Below are 18,127 nucleotides of genomic sequence, written 5' to 3' on the forward strand. Positions count from 1 at the left end.
CGAAGCTCTTCGTTGTGTCGCGCGGTGTGCGTGATAGGTAGTCGGGCTTCTAGCGTGTTGGACGGAACATGCCCCGCTCTGCGCCATTGATTGCCTGCCTGCTCGGCCTGCTGCTCGTTGCGGCTCCAGCCCTTGCGGCCTCTCCGCCTCCCTGGGGGACCGGGGAGAGCCATGGCGAGGATCTGGTGATCTCCCTGGTGACGTTCAGCCCGGGTGATGACGTGGCCTCGTGGTGGGGGCACGGCTCGCTCGTGGTGGAGGATCGCCGGCTGGGCTCCGCGCGCCTCTACAACTACGGGATGTTCTCCTTCGACTCGACGATGCTCGGACGCTACGCGATGGGGCGGCTCGAGTTCTGGGTGGCCGAGGCGAGCCCCACGCGGACCTACCGCTTCTACGAGTCGCAGGACCGCGATGTGCGCATCCAGGAGCTGAACCTCACGCCGGAGCAGCGCGTGGAGATCGGCCGCCTGCTGGCGACCAACGTCCTGCCGGAGAACCGGGACTATCTCTACCACCACTACAACGACAACTGCGTCACCCGGCTCCGGGACATGATCGACCGGGCGCTGGGAGGGCAGCTCAAGCAGGCCGACACCGCTCCCGCGCGCATGACGCTGCGCGAGCACACGCGGCGGTATACGGCCGTGAGCCCGCCGATGAGCGTGCTGCTCGACTTCCTGATGAACGACGAGATCGACCAGCCCATCACCCGCTGGCAGGAAGCCTTCCTCCCGGATGAGCTGGAGCGTCAGGTGGCGGCGCTGCAGGTGAAGCAGCCGGACGGGCAGATGGCGCCGCTCGTCGCGAAGCAGGTGAACTTCTTCAAGTCGTCGGACCGGAAGCCGGTTCCCGAGGAGCCGCCGAGCTACGGGCCGTGGATGCTCCTGATGGGGCTGGCGGTGGGTGGCAGCGCGGTGGTGCTTGCGCACTGGGGGCGGCGCGGAGGTCGGCTGCCTCGGGTGCTGCTGGGCCTGGAGCACGTGGTGCTGGGACTCGTGCTGGGGCTTCCGGGCACGGCGCTCTTCATCATGTGGCAGTTCACGGACCACACGGTGACGTACCGCAACGAGAACCTGTTCCTGGCCAACCCGCTGACGTTGCTGGCGCTGCCGCTGGGCTTCGGGCTGATGTTCGGCTCGGTGCGGGCGCGCAGGTGGCTGCGCGAGCTGTGGCGGTACCTGGCGGCCCTGGCCGTGCTGGGGCTGGCGCTGAAGGTGCTCCCGAAGTTCGATCAGGACAACTGGCGGCTCATCGCGCTCATCCTGCCGATCCTGCTGGGCTTCTCGGGCGCGTTCGAGCTGGAGAAGTTGCTGGCGCTGGTTGCGTCCGGCAAGGGCGATTCGCAGCGTCAGCCCGTTCCCTCTACCCCCAAGACTCCCTAACGCGCGCACCGCGCGCCAACGAGGACCGAGACATGGCGAACGATACGATGGAGAAGATTGGTGGACTTCGCGAGCGCCTGCTGGCGCTCCGGGGGCATCTTTGACCTCGACCGCAAGAGGTCTCGCATTGCGCTGATCGAGCGTGATTCCACGCAGCCCAACTTCTGGGACGACAACACCAAGGCGCAGGCGCTGCTGAAGGAGAAGTCCACGCTCGAGGCGAGTGTGGGCGCCTTCGACAAGACGCTCCGAGGCCTGGACGACGCCCAGACGCTGCTGGAGCTGGCCAAGGAGATGAACGACGAGGCCAGCGCCCAGGAGGCGGAGGGCTCGCTGCCCTCGCTGGAGGCGGAGGTCGCGAAGCTGGAGCTGGCTCGGATGCTCTCGGGCGAGTTCGACCACAACCACTGCTTCATGGACATCAACGCGGGGGCGGGCGGCACGGACAGCATGGACTGGGCCGCGATGCTGATGCGCATGTACACGCGCTTCTGCGAGCAGCGTGGCTGGGAAGTGGAAGTCACCGACATGGTCGCGGGCGAGGAGGCGGGCTTCAAGAACGTCTCGCTGCACATCAGGGGCGAGAACGCCTACGGCTATATGAAGGCCGAGGTGGGTGTGCACCGGCTGGTGCGCATCAGCCCGTTCGACGCGAACGCGCGGAGGCAGACGGCGTTTGCCTCGGTGGATGTGCACCCGGAGGTGGATGACTCGATCAAGATCGACATCCCCGAGAAGGACTACGAGCTGAAGTTCATCCGCGGTGGTGGCGCGGGTGGCCAGAAGGTGAACAAGACGTCGTCCACGGCGCAGTTGCGCCACCTGCCCACGGGCATCCTGATCACCTGCCAGACGGAGCGCTCTCAGTCGGCCAACAAGGACATGGCGTTCAAGATCCTTCGCGGGCGCCTGTACGAGTTGGAGCTCAAGAAGCGCGAGGCCGAGCGGGACGCGGCGGAGGCGCAGAAGAAGGACATCTCCTTCGGCTCGCAGATCCGCAGCTACGTGCTGGCGCCGTACCGCATGGTGAAGGACCTGCGCACGGGCGTGGAGACGGGCAACGTGGACGCGGTGCTGGACGGGTCGCTGGACGACTTCATCACCGCGCAGTTGCTGGGGGTGAAGAACCCCAACCGCAACGCCTCCGTGGACTGAATTTAGTTTAGGATGCCCCTCAGCTCTTTAGGGGAGGGGCATGCTCAAGAGGTTGTGCTGGACTGGATTTCTGTGGCTGCTGGGCGGGCTGCTGGGATGCGCGACGCCCAACCCGAACGTGCGAGTGCGCCGGTTGCCGGAAGGACAGCTCGAGGTGGATGGGCCGCTGGCGGGGCCGTTCGAGACGCTGGGGCAACTGGCTGCTGAGGCGTGTGAACTCATGATGAATCAGCCCGGTGCTTCCAATCGTGCTTACGGATTTGAGTACTGCGCGCTCCACTACTACTCAGTTTCGGGGGGAGGATACTTCCTCAGCTACCTCTCCAACATCGGAGGGGACAAAGCAGGTGGTACGAAATACTGCGAGATGCCCCGAGCGCTGAGGGACCCGATGCACGGAGATGCGGTGCTGCTCGGCGGTGACCATACGCATCCATATCCTCAAGGGTTCTCGAAGAGAGATACAAGTAGCAAGGCGCACTGGAATCCCGTGAGGTTCGTTGATCCGGTAACTCACCAGCTCAGGGAACGCCAGCTCATGGTGTTCTTTCGCGACAGAAGGGGCACGTGCAAAGCCTATAACTATAACAACGCAACGCGGGTTGTTACAGCGTTGCGAGACGGCCAGTGGGTATCCATTGGACAGGCGGACGATGACGGAGATATCAAGCTGTTCGAAGGGATGGAATGGCTTGAGTGAGGCCCTCGGGCGGACCGAAAATGGTTCAAGCGAGCAACAGAAAATGAAGAGACACTATCTCCTTCTGTTTTTCTGCTCTGCGGTGCTACCCGGATGCTCGTACTTTGGCTATTACAAGTATGAGAAGGCGCTGAGAGCCCCTGCTGGGGCGAGCGAGAAGATACAATTCCCTCATTCATACGAGGACGGCATCCATACAGATGGCCGTATGTCACGGGCGCTCGCAGTAGCGATGAGTGATTTTCTGCCGCCTGGAACGACACGAAGCGGGGACAATCAGCGTGTCGCCTGGTGCCTGTCTCGGTGGGACACTTACGACATCTTCATGCAGCGTGTTAGCGATGATCTGTTCTTCATCAACTTCTCCCCCATCCTCTCCCGGTGTGGTCTCGATGACTCCCTTATCCCGGACGCTGGAACGGAGTATGCGGTTGATGGGCAGGGCCGCATCATTGATGTCCACTGATACTCGCGGCTGCTGCGCCATGGTGGCTTGTCGAGGCATAGCACGCTTGAGCGCCGTAAGGACCGAGCGCTGAAGTGAAAGCTTCAGTCTCGCTGTGGGTAGCACAGCGAGCGTTGGTCATCTGGCTGGAAGACGCATAGCTCGCTGGGGTCACAACTGTCCGCCTTGTCGGCGTCACAGAGTCGCCGACAGCTACTTGCGAAGCAGATGGAGCCCTCCGCACACGAGGGATGGGCTTCATCGCATGGCTGGACGCACTCCATCGCGATCCGTTCCTCTCCAGGCGCATAGGAGAACGTGCACTCCTGCCCGGATGGGCATGGAGACTGCTGGCAGTTTGCTTCCTTTACGTTCATGCATGCCGAGATGCGCTCTCGGAAGTGAACGCACTGTTTCTCAGGTGGGCAATCTCCCGGCGTACAGGAGGGGAGGCACGACGGACCATTGAGGCCCTCCGCACAGAAGGAGCCGTGGGGGCAACTTTGAGGATCGTCGAGTCGGCAGGGCCGTCCGCACCATCCGGTGCAGATGAGGCCGCGTTGACAGGCGTCTTCCTTTTATGGGCAGCCCGCCGCCCTGCCTATACACTACCTCTGTACCCGAGCAGGGAACCTGTCAGGTAGGCAGGATTTGCAGGCTGGGGCCCGGCCCCGCACCACCGGCTTGCCCTCATGCAGCGAGCGCGGCGCCGTGGAACACCTGCACCACCAGCGGCACAGGCTGGGGCGAGGGCAGCGCGTAACCCGACAGCGCCGAGGCGCTCCTGTGGGCCACCTGACGCACGGGGCCCTGTGCCACCCGCCCCCTCATGCTCTGCCACAGCCGCCCCTCCACGACCGCTTGGCACCAGTGCTTGAGCGTCCGCCACCGGCCGCTGGAGCTTGCTCCCACCACCTGCCAGGGGCTCACTCGCTGGCGCGTCTGCCACGGCGACAGTAGCAACAGCCCGAACAGCGCCAGGGCCAGCGCGATCACCGATGCCGAGTACAACCTCTTGTGCAGCACCCCCGCTGGCACCACCGTCACCACCGCCTCGCACCGGATGCATCGCTAGCGCCTGACTCGAAGCAGGTGCACCTGGGGGGCGGCTCCCACACTCAACGGCCCCCATACCTGGCGCTCCCGAGTGCCGTGCCCTTGCAGCACCACCCGCCCTCCTATTGGGCAACTGGCCGCGCCGCAGCATGGGCAGTGCTTGGGGCGCACCTGCTCCACGCTCGGTGGCTTCTCAGCCCGGAGCTTGACGTCGATGGCGCTTCGGACGATTCCTTGGCTGCTCCGCTCTTTCACTCTCGATTCCTGCGGAGCCCCGCTCTGGAGCGTGCTGCATTCACGCTCCAGAGCACTTTCTCCGCTGGGTGTGGCGGTGGGCGCCCAGCGCCCCGTGCTCCGGCCCCTGCCTACCTCAACCAGCGCGCACGGCCAGGATCCGGCTCGCTGCAGGGATGCAACTCATCTGCAAGAACGCTACCCGGCAAACAGCCGGATCCTTTGACGGCCCGGATCCCCCAACCATTGTGCTCGGTAACACCAGAGGAGGATCGCAGTCTGCTCGCTTCCGACACGAGCGCTCAAAGGTCGGCAATTTTCGCTTCTCGTCCTTCGTGAGGATCGGGCTGACGGGTCTGCCGTTGACGGTGGAGACGGCTGCCGGTGGGTCAACGATCGCACTTCGGAGGAGGATGAGTGGAAGTGGCAGCAGGAGACCTGCGGCGATGGGGAGAAGCCTTCGCCAGCTCAGCCGCATGTCCACCGGCACTTCTGAGGGTCCGGGTCCTTGAGAGGGCAGACCCACTTTGCGGTCTTTCCGTTCGGACACGGCTCTTCAGGCATGTTCTCCCGGGTGTCCCTGGCGACGGCCCGATCAATGTTGCCGCCCTTGCCCACTCCTCCCGACAGCCTGCCTGAAGGAGCAGCACCCCCAGCAACATCGCCTTGCGCCAACTCATGAAGGACTCTTCTTGTCGGCTCCTGACCGGGCGATGCTACCACCGGGACGTTCACTGCCCGGCATGTGGGTCCGCAGCAGGATGAGGCGCTTGGGAACCTGCCGGCCGCCTCGTTGTCCATGGGGGCAAAGGGCGGCCGGAGCCGATGTAGTAGGCTCGGAGGGGTGCCCGGGGTGACTGGTTACGGAGGCCACAGGTGCCTTCGAGCGAAATGCTCGACATCGGACAGGAGGCATCGGTGAGCGCCGGGGCTCCAGAAGGGCCGAGCGAGCGCGTCCTCCTGTCGCGGCTGCGCCGGGGCGACCCCGAGGCCTTCGAGCAACTCGTTCGCGAGCACCAGGACCGCGTCTTCGACTTCTGCGTCCGCATGGTGGGCGACCGTGAGGAAGCGCACGATCTCGTCCAGGAGATCTTCGTCAGCGTCCACCAGAACCTCGGCAGGTTCCGCGAGGACTCGAAGCTTTCCACCTGGATCTTCCGCATCAGCAAGAACCAGTGCATCAACCGCCTCAAGTACCTGAAGCGCCGAGGCCGGGGCCGCTCGGATGAGTACGAGGAGGTGGGAGAAGATGCGCTCTCGGGGGCACTGGGAGCCCCACCCACTCCGGATGTGGCGCTGGAGTCGGCACGGGAGCGGGCGAGGGTGCAGTGGGCGATCTCCCAACTCGAACCGGACGCGCGGATGCTGGTGGCGCTGCGAGACATCGAGGGGCTCAGCTATGAGGAGATCATCGAAATCACGGAGTTACCGGAGGGGACGGTGAAGAGCCGGCTCCACCGGGCGCGGGAGAAGCTGGCGGATCTGTTGGGACGGCTTGAGGAATGAGTGGGATTCAGCGGAGACTGACGACGTGGAACCGCAACTGAACCACCGGGAAGCGAGGGCCCTCTTCTTCGCGCTCGCGGACGAGGAACTGCCAGAGCCGCAGGCGAAGGCGGTCCGCACGCATCTGGACGGCTGCGACGAGTGCCGGGCCGGGTGGGATCGCTACGCGAAGACGGTGCAGCGGGTGCGCAAGGTGGAGCGCGAGACGGCTCCCCCGATGATGGCCTCGCTGGTGATGAACCGGGTGAAGCGGGAGCGGCGGTTCGGCCTGCGCAAGCTGCACCTGGCCCACGTGTACCACCGCTTCCCTGTGGAAATACTCATCCCGTTGCTGCTGGCAGCGGCGGTGGCCGCCTTCCTGGTGATGTCCGCGTCGTAGGAGCGCCCCGAGCCCGAAACCCTCCTTCCCGGGTAGGTCGGGCAACCTCCGACGACACCCTCAGGACACGAGCGCACAGGATGCGTTGCGTCTCGGGGTGGGCTTGGCTACGGTGCCGCGCCCTTGGAAGGGCGCGTCATGGCTGAGACCGAAAACAAGACCGATAAGGTGGCTGAGGCGGACCTCGGGTCCAAAGAGCAGGAGATCTACCAGCAGCGCCTGGACAAGGCGGGCAAGTGGCGCGAGGCGGGCTTCAACCCGTACGGCAACGGCTACCGCCCCGAGCACCTGGCTGCGGAGATCCACGCGAAGCACAGCTCGCAGTCCGCGGAGGACCTCGAGAAGGGGCCGCCCACCACGTACACCGTGGCTGGCCGCATCATCTCCCGCAGCGGCTTTGGCAAGGCCGCCTTCATCAAGCTCCGCGACCGTTCCGGAGAGATCCAGATTCACCTCAAGAAGGACGCGCTCGGAGACGCCTACGAGGCCTTCAAGCTCTGCGACCTGGGTGACTTCCTGGGCGTCACCGGCACCGTCTTCCGTACCAAGACGAACGAGCTGACGCTCGCCGCGACGAAGTTCACCCCGCTCACCAAGTCCCTGCGCCCCATGCCCGAGAAGTGGCACGGCCTGCAGGACGTGGAGATCCGCTACCGCCAGCGCTACCTGGACCTGATCTCCAACCCCGAGGTGAAGCAGACCTTCCTCAAGCGCAACAAGCTGGTGCGCTTCATCCGCGAGTTCCTCGACACCCGTGACTTCATCGAGGTGGAGACCCCGATGATGCACCCGCTCGTCTCGGGTGCGGCGGCGCGGCCCTTCACCACGCACCACAACGCGCTCGATATCGATCTGTACATGCGGATCGCTCCGGAGCTGTACCTCAAGCGCCTGGTGGTGGGCGGCCTCGATCGCGTCTACGAGATCAACCGCAACTTCCGCAACGAGGGCATCAGCACCCGGCACAACCCCGAGTTCACGATGCTCGAGTTCTATCAGGCGTACTCCACGTACGAGGACCTGATGGACCTCACCGAGCAGATGCTCTCCGAGGCGGCCCAGGCGGTCACCGGCAGCACGAAGGTCTCCTATCAGGGGCACACGCTGGATTTCGGCAAGGGCTGGAAGCGCATTCCCATGGCCGAGGCCATCCGCGAGGCCGTGGGCAGTGGGCTCTCCGACAAGGACATGGTCGACCCGGACCGGCTGCGCCAGGAACTGCTCAAGACGACCCACGGCGAGGCCGAGCGCCGCGCCGTCGAGACCATGAACCATGGGGAGCTGGTGGGCGCCCTCTTCGAGCACCACGTGGAGGGCAAGATCATCCACCCCACGTTCATCACCCAGTATCCCACCTCCGTGAGCCCGCTGGCTCGGCGCAACGACCAGAACCCGGAAATCACGGATCGGTTCGAGTTGTTCGTCGCCGGCCGCGAGATCGCCAACGCCTTCTCCGAGCTGAACGATCCGTTGGACCAGAAGGGCCGGTTCCTGGGCCAGCTCGAGGCGAAGCAGCGCGGCCAGCAGGAGACGATGGACTACGACGAGGACTACATCCGCGCCCTCGAGCAGGGCATGCCGCCCACGGCCGGTGAGGGCATCGGGATTGATCGGGTCGCGATGTTGTTCACGGATGCGCCATCGATCCGTGACGTCATCCTCTTCCCGCTTCTGAAGCCGCTCTCCAAGTAGCCAAGGGTCCTCGTGCAAAGCGCCGAACGGCAGACCGTCTATCGCTGGGGTTTCGTGTGGAGCGGCGCGCTCGTCGCCGCGGTGGGCTTCGTGCTGCTCGGGATAGCCATCTCCCGCTCCGGCGCGTGGGCCGAGGTGGCCAGCTCGCTGGGGCTCTCGGTGATGGGGTGGGGCAGCCTGCTGCAGACCCTCAACGCGCTGACGCTCCTGCCAGCCCAGCTTGGGTTGAAGGATCCACTGCCCATCAGTGGCACGCAGTACCTGGTGGCCGGTGTCCTCGCGTGGTTGGCGGGGTGGGGGCTCCTGGCGGCGGGCATTCAGCGCGCGCCGGCCCCTGCCGAAGGCCCGAGCCCCGCGGCGGGAGCGACGCTGTATCCTCGGCTCGCGGGCTACCGGGACTTCTACTGGAGCACGCTGGGCGCCTACGGCGGCGGTGTCCTGCTGGCCGAACTGGTCCTCATCCTGTTGCAGACGGCGCTCTCCAGTGGCGTGACGGAGGGCGGTGAGTCCGGCTCGGGCTTCCAACTGGCGCCTCCGTGGGCCTTCGCTGTCGCGCTCATCGTGGCCTGCGGCGTGGCCTTCGTGTCGGGAGCCATCGGCGCGGCGCGGGCCCGGCGGCTGTCCATGCCCGAGGCCACCATTGGCGTCTTCTACCTGGGCCTGCCCATCCCCATCGTCCTCACGCTGATGGAGCGGGTGGGCTCGCTCCAACTCGCGCTGGGCCACCGGCTGCGCGAGGTGACGTATGTGGCGGGCCTTCTCGGCCGGCCCGAGCTGGCGTACTGGCTGGTGTTCGGACTGCTGGTGCTGATGCTGGTGCTGGGCATCAACTCGGGCTTCATCGCCGCGGGCAGTGGCCGGCTGGATCTGCGCTCGGGTTTCGAGCTCTTCGTCGCGCGCCGCCACGTGGCGGTGTTCCGCCCGTCGCTGCTGCTGGGGACGATGGCGGTGCTGCTGCTGGGCATCGTTCCTCCGCTCATCATCTACGGCATCATCCGAGCCGTGGAGGCGGCGGTGGAGCGCACCCGCATCCGCGAACTGGGGCTGGCCGATCCGCTCGCGGCGGCCCAGGCGCTCAACAAGCTCAAGCTGCGCCAGCAGTCGCCCACCATGATGATGACGGCGCTCTCCGTGGGCGGCGTCGGCGTGGGCGTGATGGCGCTCATCGTCGTGCTGTCGGTGATGAGCGGCTTCGAGATCGATCTGCAGCAGAAGATCCTGGGCACCTACGCGCACGCGGTGGTGAGCAAGTACGCGGGAGACCTCCCCGAGTACCCGAAGCTCATGGAGCAGATCACCAAGGTCCGCGGCGTCATCGGCCAGTCCCCGTTCATTGTGAACCAGGTGATGATTGCCTCCGAGGGCAACGTGGACGGCGTGGTCATCAAGGGCATCGACCCGAAGACGGTGGGCGAGGTGACGGAGCTGCCCTCGTACATGCTGCCGGGCGGCTCGCTGGACTACCTGACGAAGCCGGAGCTCATCCTGCCCAAGCGTGCGCCGGGCGGACCGGGCTCGCCCATGCTGGATGACAAGCCCGCGGGCGGGGCGACTCCGCCGGCCCCGAAGGATGGGGCCGAGGAGGAGGAAGAGATCGATCCCATCATCGGCAAGCCCTCGAAGCCGGCCCAGGAGCAGGTGCTGCCCGGCATCATCCTCGGGCGGGAGCTGGCTGCTTCGCTGCGGGTGGTGGTGGGTGACCGGTTGAATGTCGTTTCCCCGCTGGGGACCGAGCTGGGCCCGACCGGGCCTCTCCCGAAGAACCGCGCATTCCGGGTGGCGGGCGTCTTCTACTCGGGCATGTACGAGTACGACTCCAAGTTCGTCTACATCTCGCTCCAGGAGGCCGAGCAGTTCTTCAATGTGAAGGGCGCCACCGGAATCGAGCTGAAGGTGGCGGACATCGACGACGCGCGGCGCATCGCCGCCGACGTGGTGCGCAAGCTGGGCGGCTACCCGTACCGGGCTCGCGACTGGAGCGAGATGAACAAGAACCTCTTCTCCGCGCTCCGGCTGGAGAAGCTGGTGATGGGCATCATCCTCTCCATCATCATCGTCGTGGCCGCGGGCCTCATTGTCGCCACGGTCATCATGCTGGTGCTGGAGAAGCGCAAGGAGATCTCCGTCCTCAAGGCGCTGGGCGTCTCGGACGCGGGCATCGTGAAGATCTTCCTCGCGGAGGGCCTGCAGATCGGCGTGGCCGGTGGTCTGCTGGGCCTGCTGTCCGGCCTGGCCTGGTGCCTCTTCATCGAGAAGGTCGGCATCAAGCTGGACCCGGAGGTCTATTACATCCCCGCGCTCCCGGTGAAGATCGAGCCCGTACAGACGATCCTCTCCGTGGTCATCGCGGTCCTCGTCACCTACCTGGCATCCATCTATCCGGCGCTCAAGGCCAGCAGCGTGGAGCCGGTCGAAGGCCTCAAGGCGGAGTAGGCGATGGCATTCCTCTCCATCCGCAACGTCTTCAAGAGTTACTTCCTGCACGGCAAGCGCATCGACGTGCTGCGCGGCGTCTCGCTCGACATCGAGCGCGGCGAGCTGGTGAGCCTCGTCGGGCCCTCCGGCGCGGGCAAGAGCACCTTCCTCCACGTCATCGGCACGCTGGACGCGCCCGCCGCCGGCGAGGTGCTGTGCGATGGGCGCTCCGTCTTCTCCATGAACGATGCGGAGATCGCCGAGTTCCGCAACCGCACCATCGGCTTCGTCTTCCAGAGCCACTACCTGCTGCCCGAGTTCACCGCGCTGGAGAACGTGGCCATGCCGGCGCTCGTCCAGCGGGCGGATCGGACGAAGACCTACGCCAAGGCCCGCGAGCTGCTGGAGCGGGTGGGGCTGGGCGCCCGGGTGGACCACAAGCCCGGCGAACTGTCCGGTGGCGAGGCCCAGCGCGTGGCCCTGGCGCGCGCCCTGGTCCTCGAGCCCGCCATCCTGCTGGCCGACGAGCCAACCGGAAACCTGGACCCGGCCACGGGCGAGGGCATCCACCAACTCCTCCGGGACGTGAATCGGGACCTGGGCATCACCTCCGTGGTGGTGACCCACAACGAGACGCTCGCCCGCTCCATGCCGCGCCGCCTACGCCTTGCAGGCGGGCAGGTAACGGATGCTTGAGACATTACATCCCGCGCTTTTGGATTGAGGGACGCCGAACCTATCCCGTAGATTGCCCCGCCCTTTACAGGCCGACTCTCCCTTGAGGTCTCCCGTTCTGTCTCGCAAGACACTCCTGCCGCTGATGGCGCTGATGTTGTGGGCGCTCGTTCCGTGCCGTGCTCTGGCGCAGGCACAGACGGGTACGCCCGCCACGCCTCCTGCGGCACAGCCGCCTGCCCCCGCCACGCCCCCCGCGGATGCCCCGGTGGAGGAGCTGCCCGCGGCCGGGGAGCAGGGTGATCGCGTCCTCGATGTCCGCATCGAAGGCAACCGCCGCGTCGAGTCCGAGGCCATCCGCCGCGCCCTGATTACGAAGCAGGGCTCTACCTTCGATCCCACGCGCTCGGCCGAAGACCTGCGGGCCATCTGGGGGCTGGGGTACTTCACGGATGTTCAGCTGCTGGTGCAGCAGATGCCCAGGGGCATCGCCTACGTCGTCCGCGTGCAGGAGCGGCCCTCGGTGCGCGCGGTGCGGCTGCAGGGCAACGACGAGCTGAGCAACGACGACCTCAAGGAGCAGATCGACGTCAAGGCCGCCACCATCCTGGACATGGAGGCCGTGCGCTCCACGGTGAAGAAGATCCAGGAGAAGTACGTGGAGAAGGGCTACTTCCTGGCCGAGGTCTCCTACAAGCTCGATCCCGTCGACAACGGCGCCAACGTGGACGTGGTGTTCGTCATCAACGAGCACGCCAAGGTGATGGTGAAGGAGATCACCTTCGTCGGGGCGCAGCAGGTGAAGGTGGACGAGCTCAAGGGCGTGATGGTCACCAAGGAGGGCGGTTATTTCTCCTTCCTCACGGGCGAGGGCACCTACCGCGAGGAGGCCTTCCAGCGCGACCTCGCCGTGCTGCAGGCGACCTATTACGACCACGGCTTCATCAACGTCCGCATCGACAAGCCCTCCATCGCCCTGTCGGCGGACAAGCGCTACATCTACATCACCCTCAAGGTGACCGAGGGCGAGCCGTACGACATCGGCAAGATCGACTTCGGTGGTGATCTCATCGTCCCCAAGGAGAAGCTGGCGACGAAGATGACCACGGCGTCTCGCGAGCGCTTCAACCGCTCCAAGCTCTCGCAGGACATCCTGGCGCTGACGGACGTCTACTACGACGAGGGTTACGCCTACGCGAACATCAACCCCGTCACGTCGGTGAACGCGGACGAGAAGACGGTGGACCTGACCTTCGACATCCAGAAGGGTCCTCAGGTCACCATCGAGCGCATCGAGATCATCGGCAACAGCAAGACGCGGGACCGGGTCATCCGCCGCGAGATGCGCGTCTACGAGGGAGAGCTCTACAACGGCACGGGCGTGCGCCGCAGCAAGGAGCGCGTCACCGCGCTGGGCTACTTCGAGACGGTGGACATCACCCAGAAGCCCGGCAGCGCGGATGACCGGATCGTCCTCCAGGTGGAGGTGAAGGAGAAGGCGACCGGTACCTTCCAGGTGGGCCTGGGCTTCTCCAACGTGGAGAACTTCATCTTCACGGCGCAGGTGTCCCAGAACAACTTCCTGGGGTGGGGCCAGAGCGTGTCGGCCTCGGCGCAGATCTCCGGGTTGAAGTCCCTGGTCCAGCTCTCGTTTTACGATCCGTACTTCCTGGACACCCAGTACCTGCTGTCGGCGGACTTCTACCGGGTGGACGCGGACTATGACGGCTTCATCCGCCGCTCCACGGGCGGCAGCGTCTCGCTGGGCTACCAGTTCGTCGACGACGTGCTGGGCACCGTGGGCTATACGCGCGAGTACGTGAACGTGGAGGCGGGCACCTCGCTGGGCGCGGTGCTGCTGGCCAACCAGTTCCTCAGCGGCGTCACCAGCGCCGCGCGTCTGTCCCTGTCCTTCGATCGCCGCGACAACCGCCTGTTCCCCTCGCGCGGCTTCATCCACTACGGCTCGGTGGAGTTCGCCCCTGGCCTGCTGGGCGGCACCTTCCTCTTCACCCGCTACACGGCCTACTCGCGCCTCTACTTCCCCATGCCGCTGGGCATGGTCTTCAAGACGAACGCCACCATCGGCTACATCCAGCAGCTCGAGGCCGACAAGCCGCTGCCCATCTCCGAGCTCTACTACCTGGGCGGCATCAACACCGTGCGCGGCTACTTCCTGCGCAGCATCAGCCCCACGCTCACGGTGCCGCGCTCGGACAACCCGGACGCCACCGTCACCGAGTTCCGCACGGGTGGCAACAAGCAGCTCATCCTCAACCTGGAGCTCGAGTTCCCCGTCTTCGAGAAGGCCGGCATCCGCGGGGTGCTCTTCTATGACGCGGGCAACGCCTACGCCGCCAACGAGCGCCTCTTCCAGGATCGGCAGGACAAGGTGCCGCTCGGTCTCTTCCACTCCGTGGGGTTCGGGTTCCGCTGGTTCTCTCCCGTGGGCCCCCTGCGCTTCGAGTGGGGCTTCCCCCTGAGCAAGCGTCCGGAAGACGAGCCCTACCAGTTCGAGTTCACCATCGGCAACTTCTTCTGATTTCTGATAAGGCGTCCTCCCCGGTGCTCCGGGCGCCCCCTACCCAGGGGGGTGTTGAAGAACCGCCAAGGGCGGACGTCGGAGCCAGTAACACCCCCTTAGGAGCCGTTGACATGTCGCTTCGAAGCACCCTGGCGGCCGTGGCCGCCGCCCTGACGCTTGCCCTCCCGCTCGCTGCCTCCGCGCAGAACATGAAGCTGGGTTACGTGGACTACCAGCGCGTCCTCCTGGACGTCGAGGACGGCAAGGCCGCCAAGGCCCGCCTCCAGAAGTGGCTCGACGATCGCCAGAAGGAGATCGACAAAGAGCAGGAGGGGCTCCGCAAGGAGAAGGAGCTTCTCGACAAGCAGGCCAGCGCGATGAGCGAGGACACGCGCATGCAGAAGGCCTCGGAGCTCCAGAAGAAGGTCATCGACCTGACCCAGAAGTGGGACCGGTACCGCGCCGAGGCCGCCAACCGCGAGCGCCAGGAGATGGAGCCCATCATCGGCAAGATCGACCAGGTCATCGAGTCGATCGCCAAGCGTGACGGCTTCACCTTCGTCTTCGAGAAGCGCGACTCGGGTCTCGTCTACGCGCAGACGCAGTACGATCTCACCAACGAAGTGATGCGCAGCTACAACGCGCTGCCGAAGTCCTCCGCCCCGGCGCAGAAAGACGCTCCGGTGGCGAAGGACGCCCCGAAGAAGTAAGGGGCCCGGATCTCCGTGAATCGCACGTCCACGCCGCGCCGGCTCGGAGAGCTCGCCACCCATGTTGGGGGCGAGCTGCTTGGGGATGCCGGCCTGCTCATCCAGGGTCTCAACGGGCTCGCCGAGGCGGGGCCTGGGGACGTGTCCTTCTACGGCAATACGAAGTACCGCCGGGACTATGAGGCGACGCGAGCCTCCGCCGTGCTGGTGGGCTCGGACGCGCCGCCCCGACAAGGGCTGGCGCTCATCCGGGTGCCCAATCCGCACCTGGCCTTCGCCCGGCTGCTCACGCTCTTTCATGCTCCATCCCGGCCCGCCGTGGGGGTGAGCTCCCAGGCGCACGTGCACCCCGAGGCGCGCGTGCATCCGGAGGCCACGGTGATGGCGGGTGCCACGGTGGAGCAGGGCGCCAGCGTGGGGGCCCGCTCGGTGCTCTACCCGGGGGCCTACGTGGGCCCCGAGGCGAGCATCGGCGAGAATTGCCTCCTGTACCCCAACGTCACCGTGCGCGAGCGCTGCCAGGTGGGCTCGCGCGTCATCCTCCACGCTTCGTGCGTGGTGGGCGCGGACGGCTTCGGCTTCGCCTTCGACGCCGAGGCCGACAATGGGCCTCAGCACTACAAGATCCCCCAGACGGGCATTGTCCGCATCGAGGATGATGTCGAGGTGGGGGCCTGCACCTGCATCGATCGCGCGACGCTGGGCGAGACGATCATCGGGCGCGGGACGAAGATCGACAACCTGGTGCAGATCGCGCACAACGTGAAGGTGGGCCCGCTGTCGCTGATTTGCGCGCAGGCGGGCGTGTCCGGCTCGGCGGAGCTGGGCACCGGCGTGGTATTGGCAGGGCAAGTGGGAGTGGTGGGCCACATCCGGGTGGGGGATCTCGCGAAGGTGGGAGCCCAGTCCGGTGTGGCGCATGACGTGGAGGACGGGCAGATCGTCTCTGGCAGTCCGGCGATACCTCACCGCGAGTGGCTGAAGGCCTCGGCGGCGGCGAGCCAGCTGGGAGATCTGCTCAAGGAAGTCAGGGCCCTGCGTCGCAGGGTGGAGAGCCTCGAGAAGGAGAAGGGCAAGTGATGGACATTGGAGAGATCCAGCGGCTGCTGCCCCACCGCTACCCGTTCCTGTTGGTGGACAGGGTGGTGGAGATCGTCCCAGGACAGAAGCTGACGGCGTACAAGAACGTCACCATCAACGAGCCCTTCTTCAACGGCCACTTCCCAGGGCACCCGGTGATGCCGGGAGTGCTCATCCTGGAGGCGCTGGCGCAGGCCTCGGCCATTCTCGCCTACAAGAGCGAGAACATGGACCCGGAGAGCAAGGTCACCTACCTGATGGGGGTGGACAACGCGAAGTTCCGCAAGCCCGTGCTCCCCGGGGATCGGCTACAGCTGGGCATTGAAGTGATCCGCCACAAGGGCGTGATCTGGAAGACGAAGGGCACGGCCACGGTCGACGGAGTGAAGGTGGCCGAGGGCGAGTTCCTGGCCACGGTGGTGGACAAGAACGCTCAATCCGCCGAGGAGCCGGCGCCCTGAGCGGGCGGGATGGAAGGAGAGAAGTCATGGCGCAGGTTCACCCTACGGCGGTGGTCCACCCGGACGCGCAGCTCCACGAGACGGTGGAGATCGGACCGTTCACTGTCATCGGGCCGAAGGTGCGGATTGGAGCTGGCACGCGCGTAGGTCCCCACTCCGTTATCGAGGGGCGTACGACGCTGGGCGAGCGCAACCGCGTGTTCCAGTTTGCCTCGCTCGGAGCGGCGCCGCAGGACCTCAAGTATGCGGGCGAGGACACGGAGCTGGTCATCGGCGACGAGAACCAGATCCGCGAGTTCACCACGCTGCACATCGGTACGGCGGGAGGCGGCGGCGTCACGCGCATTGGCAACCGCAACCTCTTCATGGCCAACAGCCACGTGGCCCATGACTGCGTGGTGGGCAATGGCTGCATCCTGGTCAACAGCGCCGGCCTGGGCGGACACGTGCTCGTGGAGGATCACGTCATCATCTCGGCGCTGTCGGCCGTCCACCAGTTCACGCGCATCGGCAAGCACGCCTTCGTGGCGGGCGGGGCCATGGTGGTGATGGATGTGCCTCCGTACTGCATGGCCCAGGGAGACCGGGCGGAGCTGATGGGGCTGAACATCGTCGGCCTGGAGCGCCATGGCTTCACCGAGGCGCAGATCGGCCGCATCAAAGAGGCGTACAAGATCCTCTTCCGCTCCAAGCTGCAGATGGCGGAGGCGGTGGCGCGGCTGAAGGCGGAGTTCGCCGGCCAGCCGGAGATCGACCACTTCCTCGAGTTCATCAACCAGAGCAAGCGCGGCCTGACACGCTAGGCTGACGCTGTGGAGCGGATAGGCCTCATCGCGGGCAACGGTCAGTTGCCCTTCCTCTTTGCCCGCGAGGCGCGCGCCCGCGGGCTGGAGGTCATCGCGGTGGCGCACCGTGGAGAGACGGATCCGGCGCTGGAGGCGGAGGTCACGGCCTTCACGTGGGTGCGGCTCGGGCAGGTGGATCGCATCGTCCGCGCCTTCCAGAAGGCCGGCGTGGCCCGCGCGGCGATGGCGGGTGGTATCGGCCGGGTGAAGGCGTTGACGGAGGCCCGGCCGGATCTGGGCGCAGTGAAGATCATCTCCCGGCTGCGCAGCTTTCGGGACGACACGCTGCTGCGAGCCATCGCGGACTACTTCGAGGCCCACGGCGTGACGATTGTCGCGCCCACGGACTACCTGTCCCAGGTGCTCTGCCCGGTGGGGCTGCTGGCAGGGCCCGCGTTGCACCCTGCGCAGGAGAAGGATGTGGCGTTGGGGGTGGAGGTGGCGGGGCTGCTCGGGAAGGCGGATGTGGGGCAGACAGTCGTGGTCCGCAACGGACACGTGTTGGCGCTGGAGGCCGTGGAAGGCACCGACGAGACCATCCGCCGGGGTGGCAAGTTGGGCGGCAAGGGCGCGGTCGTGGTGAAGCGCTGCAAGCCCGGGCAGGACCTGCGTTTCGATCTGCCCGCGGCGGGGCCTCGCACGCTGGAGGTCATGCGCGAGGTGGGGGCGAAGGTGCTGGCCCTGGAGGCCGGCCGCACGGTGCTGCTGGACGCACCCCACCTCTTCAAGGCCGCCGAGTCCGAGGGCATCACCCTCGTGGGCGTCTCCTGAGCCTCGGGTAGGAGCAGGGGAGCAGGCAGCACCCTCCTGGAAAAGAGTGGCGGGAGTGAAGGTGTGGACTGCCCACCATTTCCCGTACCTCGGG

General features: G+C 66.0%; 16 protein-coding genes. 15 read left to right on the plus strand and 1 reads right to left on the minus strand.

Features of this window, described 5'->3' with window-relative positions:
- Positions 1–68 precede the first annotated feature (68 nt).
- From KY501_RS45040 to KY501_RS45055, 4 genes are all read left to right on the plus strand, one after another.
- Positions 69–1,385, plus strand: coding sequence for an Lnb N-terminal periplasmic domain-containing protein (locus tag KY501_RS45040; RefSeq protein ID WP_224370851.1), 1,317 nt, complete (start codon positions 69–71; stop codon positions 1,383–1,385).
- 32 nt (positions 1,386–1,417) lie between these two features.
- A protein-coding gene (gene prfB / locus KY501_RS45045; protein ID WP_224370853.1) for a peptide chain release factor 2 occupies positions 1,418–2,540 on the plus strand; the annotation gives its coding sequence in 2 pieces (ribosomal slippage) (positions 1,418–1,486 and positions 1,488–2,540; 1,122 coding nt in all).
- 40 nt (positions 2,541–2,580) lie between these two features.
- Entirely contained in the window at positions 2,581–3,240 is a 660-nt protein-coding gene (locus KY501_RS45050; RefSeq protein ID WP_224370855.1) for a hypothetical protein, read from the plus strand.
- Positions 3,233–3,706 carry a hypothetical protein gene (locus KY501_RS45055; RefSeq protein ID WP_224370857.1) on the plus strand — a complete coding sequence of 158 codons (474 nt, stop codon included), beginning with the start codon at positions 3,233–3,235 and terminating at the stop codon, positions 3,704–3,706. The genes KY501_RS45050 and KY501_RS45055 overlap by 8 nt, the downstream gene beginning before the upstream one ends.
- A 669-nt stretch (positions 3,707–4,375) precedes the next feature.
- Here the strand turns inward: KY501_RS45055 and KY501_RS45060 are convergent.
- The gene (locus KY501_RS45060; protein WP_224370859.1) at positions 4,376–4,732 is read right to left on the minus strand and encodes a hypothetical protein; all 357 of its coding nucleotides are present in this window, start codon (positions 4,730–4,732) and stop codon (positions 4,376–4,378) included.
- A gap of 1,119 nt (positions 4,733–5,851) precedes the next feature.
- On the opposite strand from KY501_RS45060, the gene KY501_RS45065 reads away from it, so the two are divergent.
- The 11 genes from KY501_RS45065 (at position 5,852) to KY501_RS45115 (ending at position 18,033) form a co-directional block, all read left to right on the plus strand.
- Complete coding sequence (locus KY501_RS45065) at positions 5,852–6,481, plus strand: RNA polymerase sigma factor (RefSeq protein WP_224370861.1); 630 nt, start codon at positions 5,852–5,854, stop codon at positions 6,479–6,481.
- A gap of 25 nt (positions 6,482–6,506) precedes the next feature.
- Positions 6,507–6,860, plus strand: coding sequence for an anti-sigma factor family protein (locus tag KY501_RS45070; protein WP_224370863.1), 354 nt, complete (start codon positions 6,507–6,509; stop codon positions 6,858–6,860).
- 138 nt (positions 6,861–6,998) lie between these two features.
- Positions 6,999–8,552, plus strand: a complete 1,554-nt coding sequence (gene lysS, locus KY501_RS45075; RefSeq protein WP_224370865.1) for a lysine--tRNA ligase — start codon at positions 6,999–7,001, stop codon at positions 8,550–8,552.
- A gap of 12 nt (positions 8,553–8,564) precedes the next feature.
- Positions 8,565–10,985, plus strand: coding sequence for an FtsX-like permease family protein (locus tag KY501_RS45080; RefSeq protein WP_224370867.1), 2,421 nt, complete (start codon positions 8,565–8,567; stop codon positions 10,983–10,985).
- Positions 10,986–10,988: 3 nt separating this feature from the next.
- Positions 10,989–11,663 (plus strand): ABC transporter ATP-binding protein, encoded by a 675-nt coding sequence (locus KY501_RS45085; protein WP_224370869.1) that lies wholly within the window; start codon positions 10,989–10,991, stop codon positions 11,661–11,663.
- 124 nt (positions 11,664–11,787) lie between these two features.
- Positions 11,788–14,184, plus strand: a complete 2,397-nt coding sequence (bamA, locus tag KY501_RS45090) for an outer membrane protein assembly factor BamA (protein ID WP_224370928.1) — start codon at positions 11,788–11,790, stop codon at positions 14,182–14,184.
- Between the two features lie 113 nt (positions 14,185–14,297).
- On the plus strand, positions 14,298–14,876 hold the full coding sequence (locus tag KY501_RS45095) for an OmpH/Skp family outer membrane protein (RefSeq protein ID WP_224370871.1): 579 nt from the start codon (positions 14,298–14,300) through the stop codon (positions 14,874–14,876).
- Positions 14,877–14,891: 15 nt separating this feature from the next.
- Positions 14,892–15,956: a UDP-3-O-(3-hydroxymyristoyl)glucosamine N-acyltransferase gene (gene lpxD / locus KY501_RS45100; protein WP_224370873.1), complete on the plus strand. Its 1,065-nt coding sequence runs from the start codon at positions 14,892–14,894 to the stop codon at positions 15,954–15,956.
- Complete coding sequence (fabZ, locus tag KY501_RS45105; RefSeq protein ID WP_224370930.1) at positions 15,956–16,417, plus strand: 3-hydroxyacyl-ACP dehydratase FabZ; 462 nt, start codon at positions 15,956–15,958, stop codon at positions 16,415–16,417. Before lpxD ends, fabZ begins: the two co-directional genes overlap by 1 nt.
- A gap of 26 nt (positions 16,418–16,443) precedes the next feature.
- Positions 16,444–17,220 carry an acyl-ACP--UDP-N-acetylglucosamine O-acyltransferase gene (lpxA, locus tag KY501_RS45110; protein WP_224370875.1) on the plus strand — a complete coding sequence of 259 codons (777 nt, stop codon included), beginning with the start codon at positions 16,444–16,446 and terminating at the stop codon, positions 17,218–17,220.
- A gap of 9 nt (positions 17,221–17,229) precedes the next feature.
- Entirely contained in the window at positions 17,230–18,033 is an 804-nt protein-coding gene (locus KY501_RS45115; protein WP_224370877.1) for an LpxI family protein, read from the plus strand.
- Positions 18,034–18,127: the final 94 nt, after the last annotated feature.

It is taken from the genome of Hyalangium versicolor, assembly GCF_020103695.1.
In the GTDB taxonomy this organism is placed as follows: Bacteria; Myxococcota; Myxococcia; order Myxococcales; family Myxococcaceae; genus Hyalangium; species Hyalangium versicolor.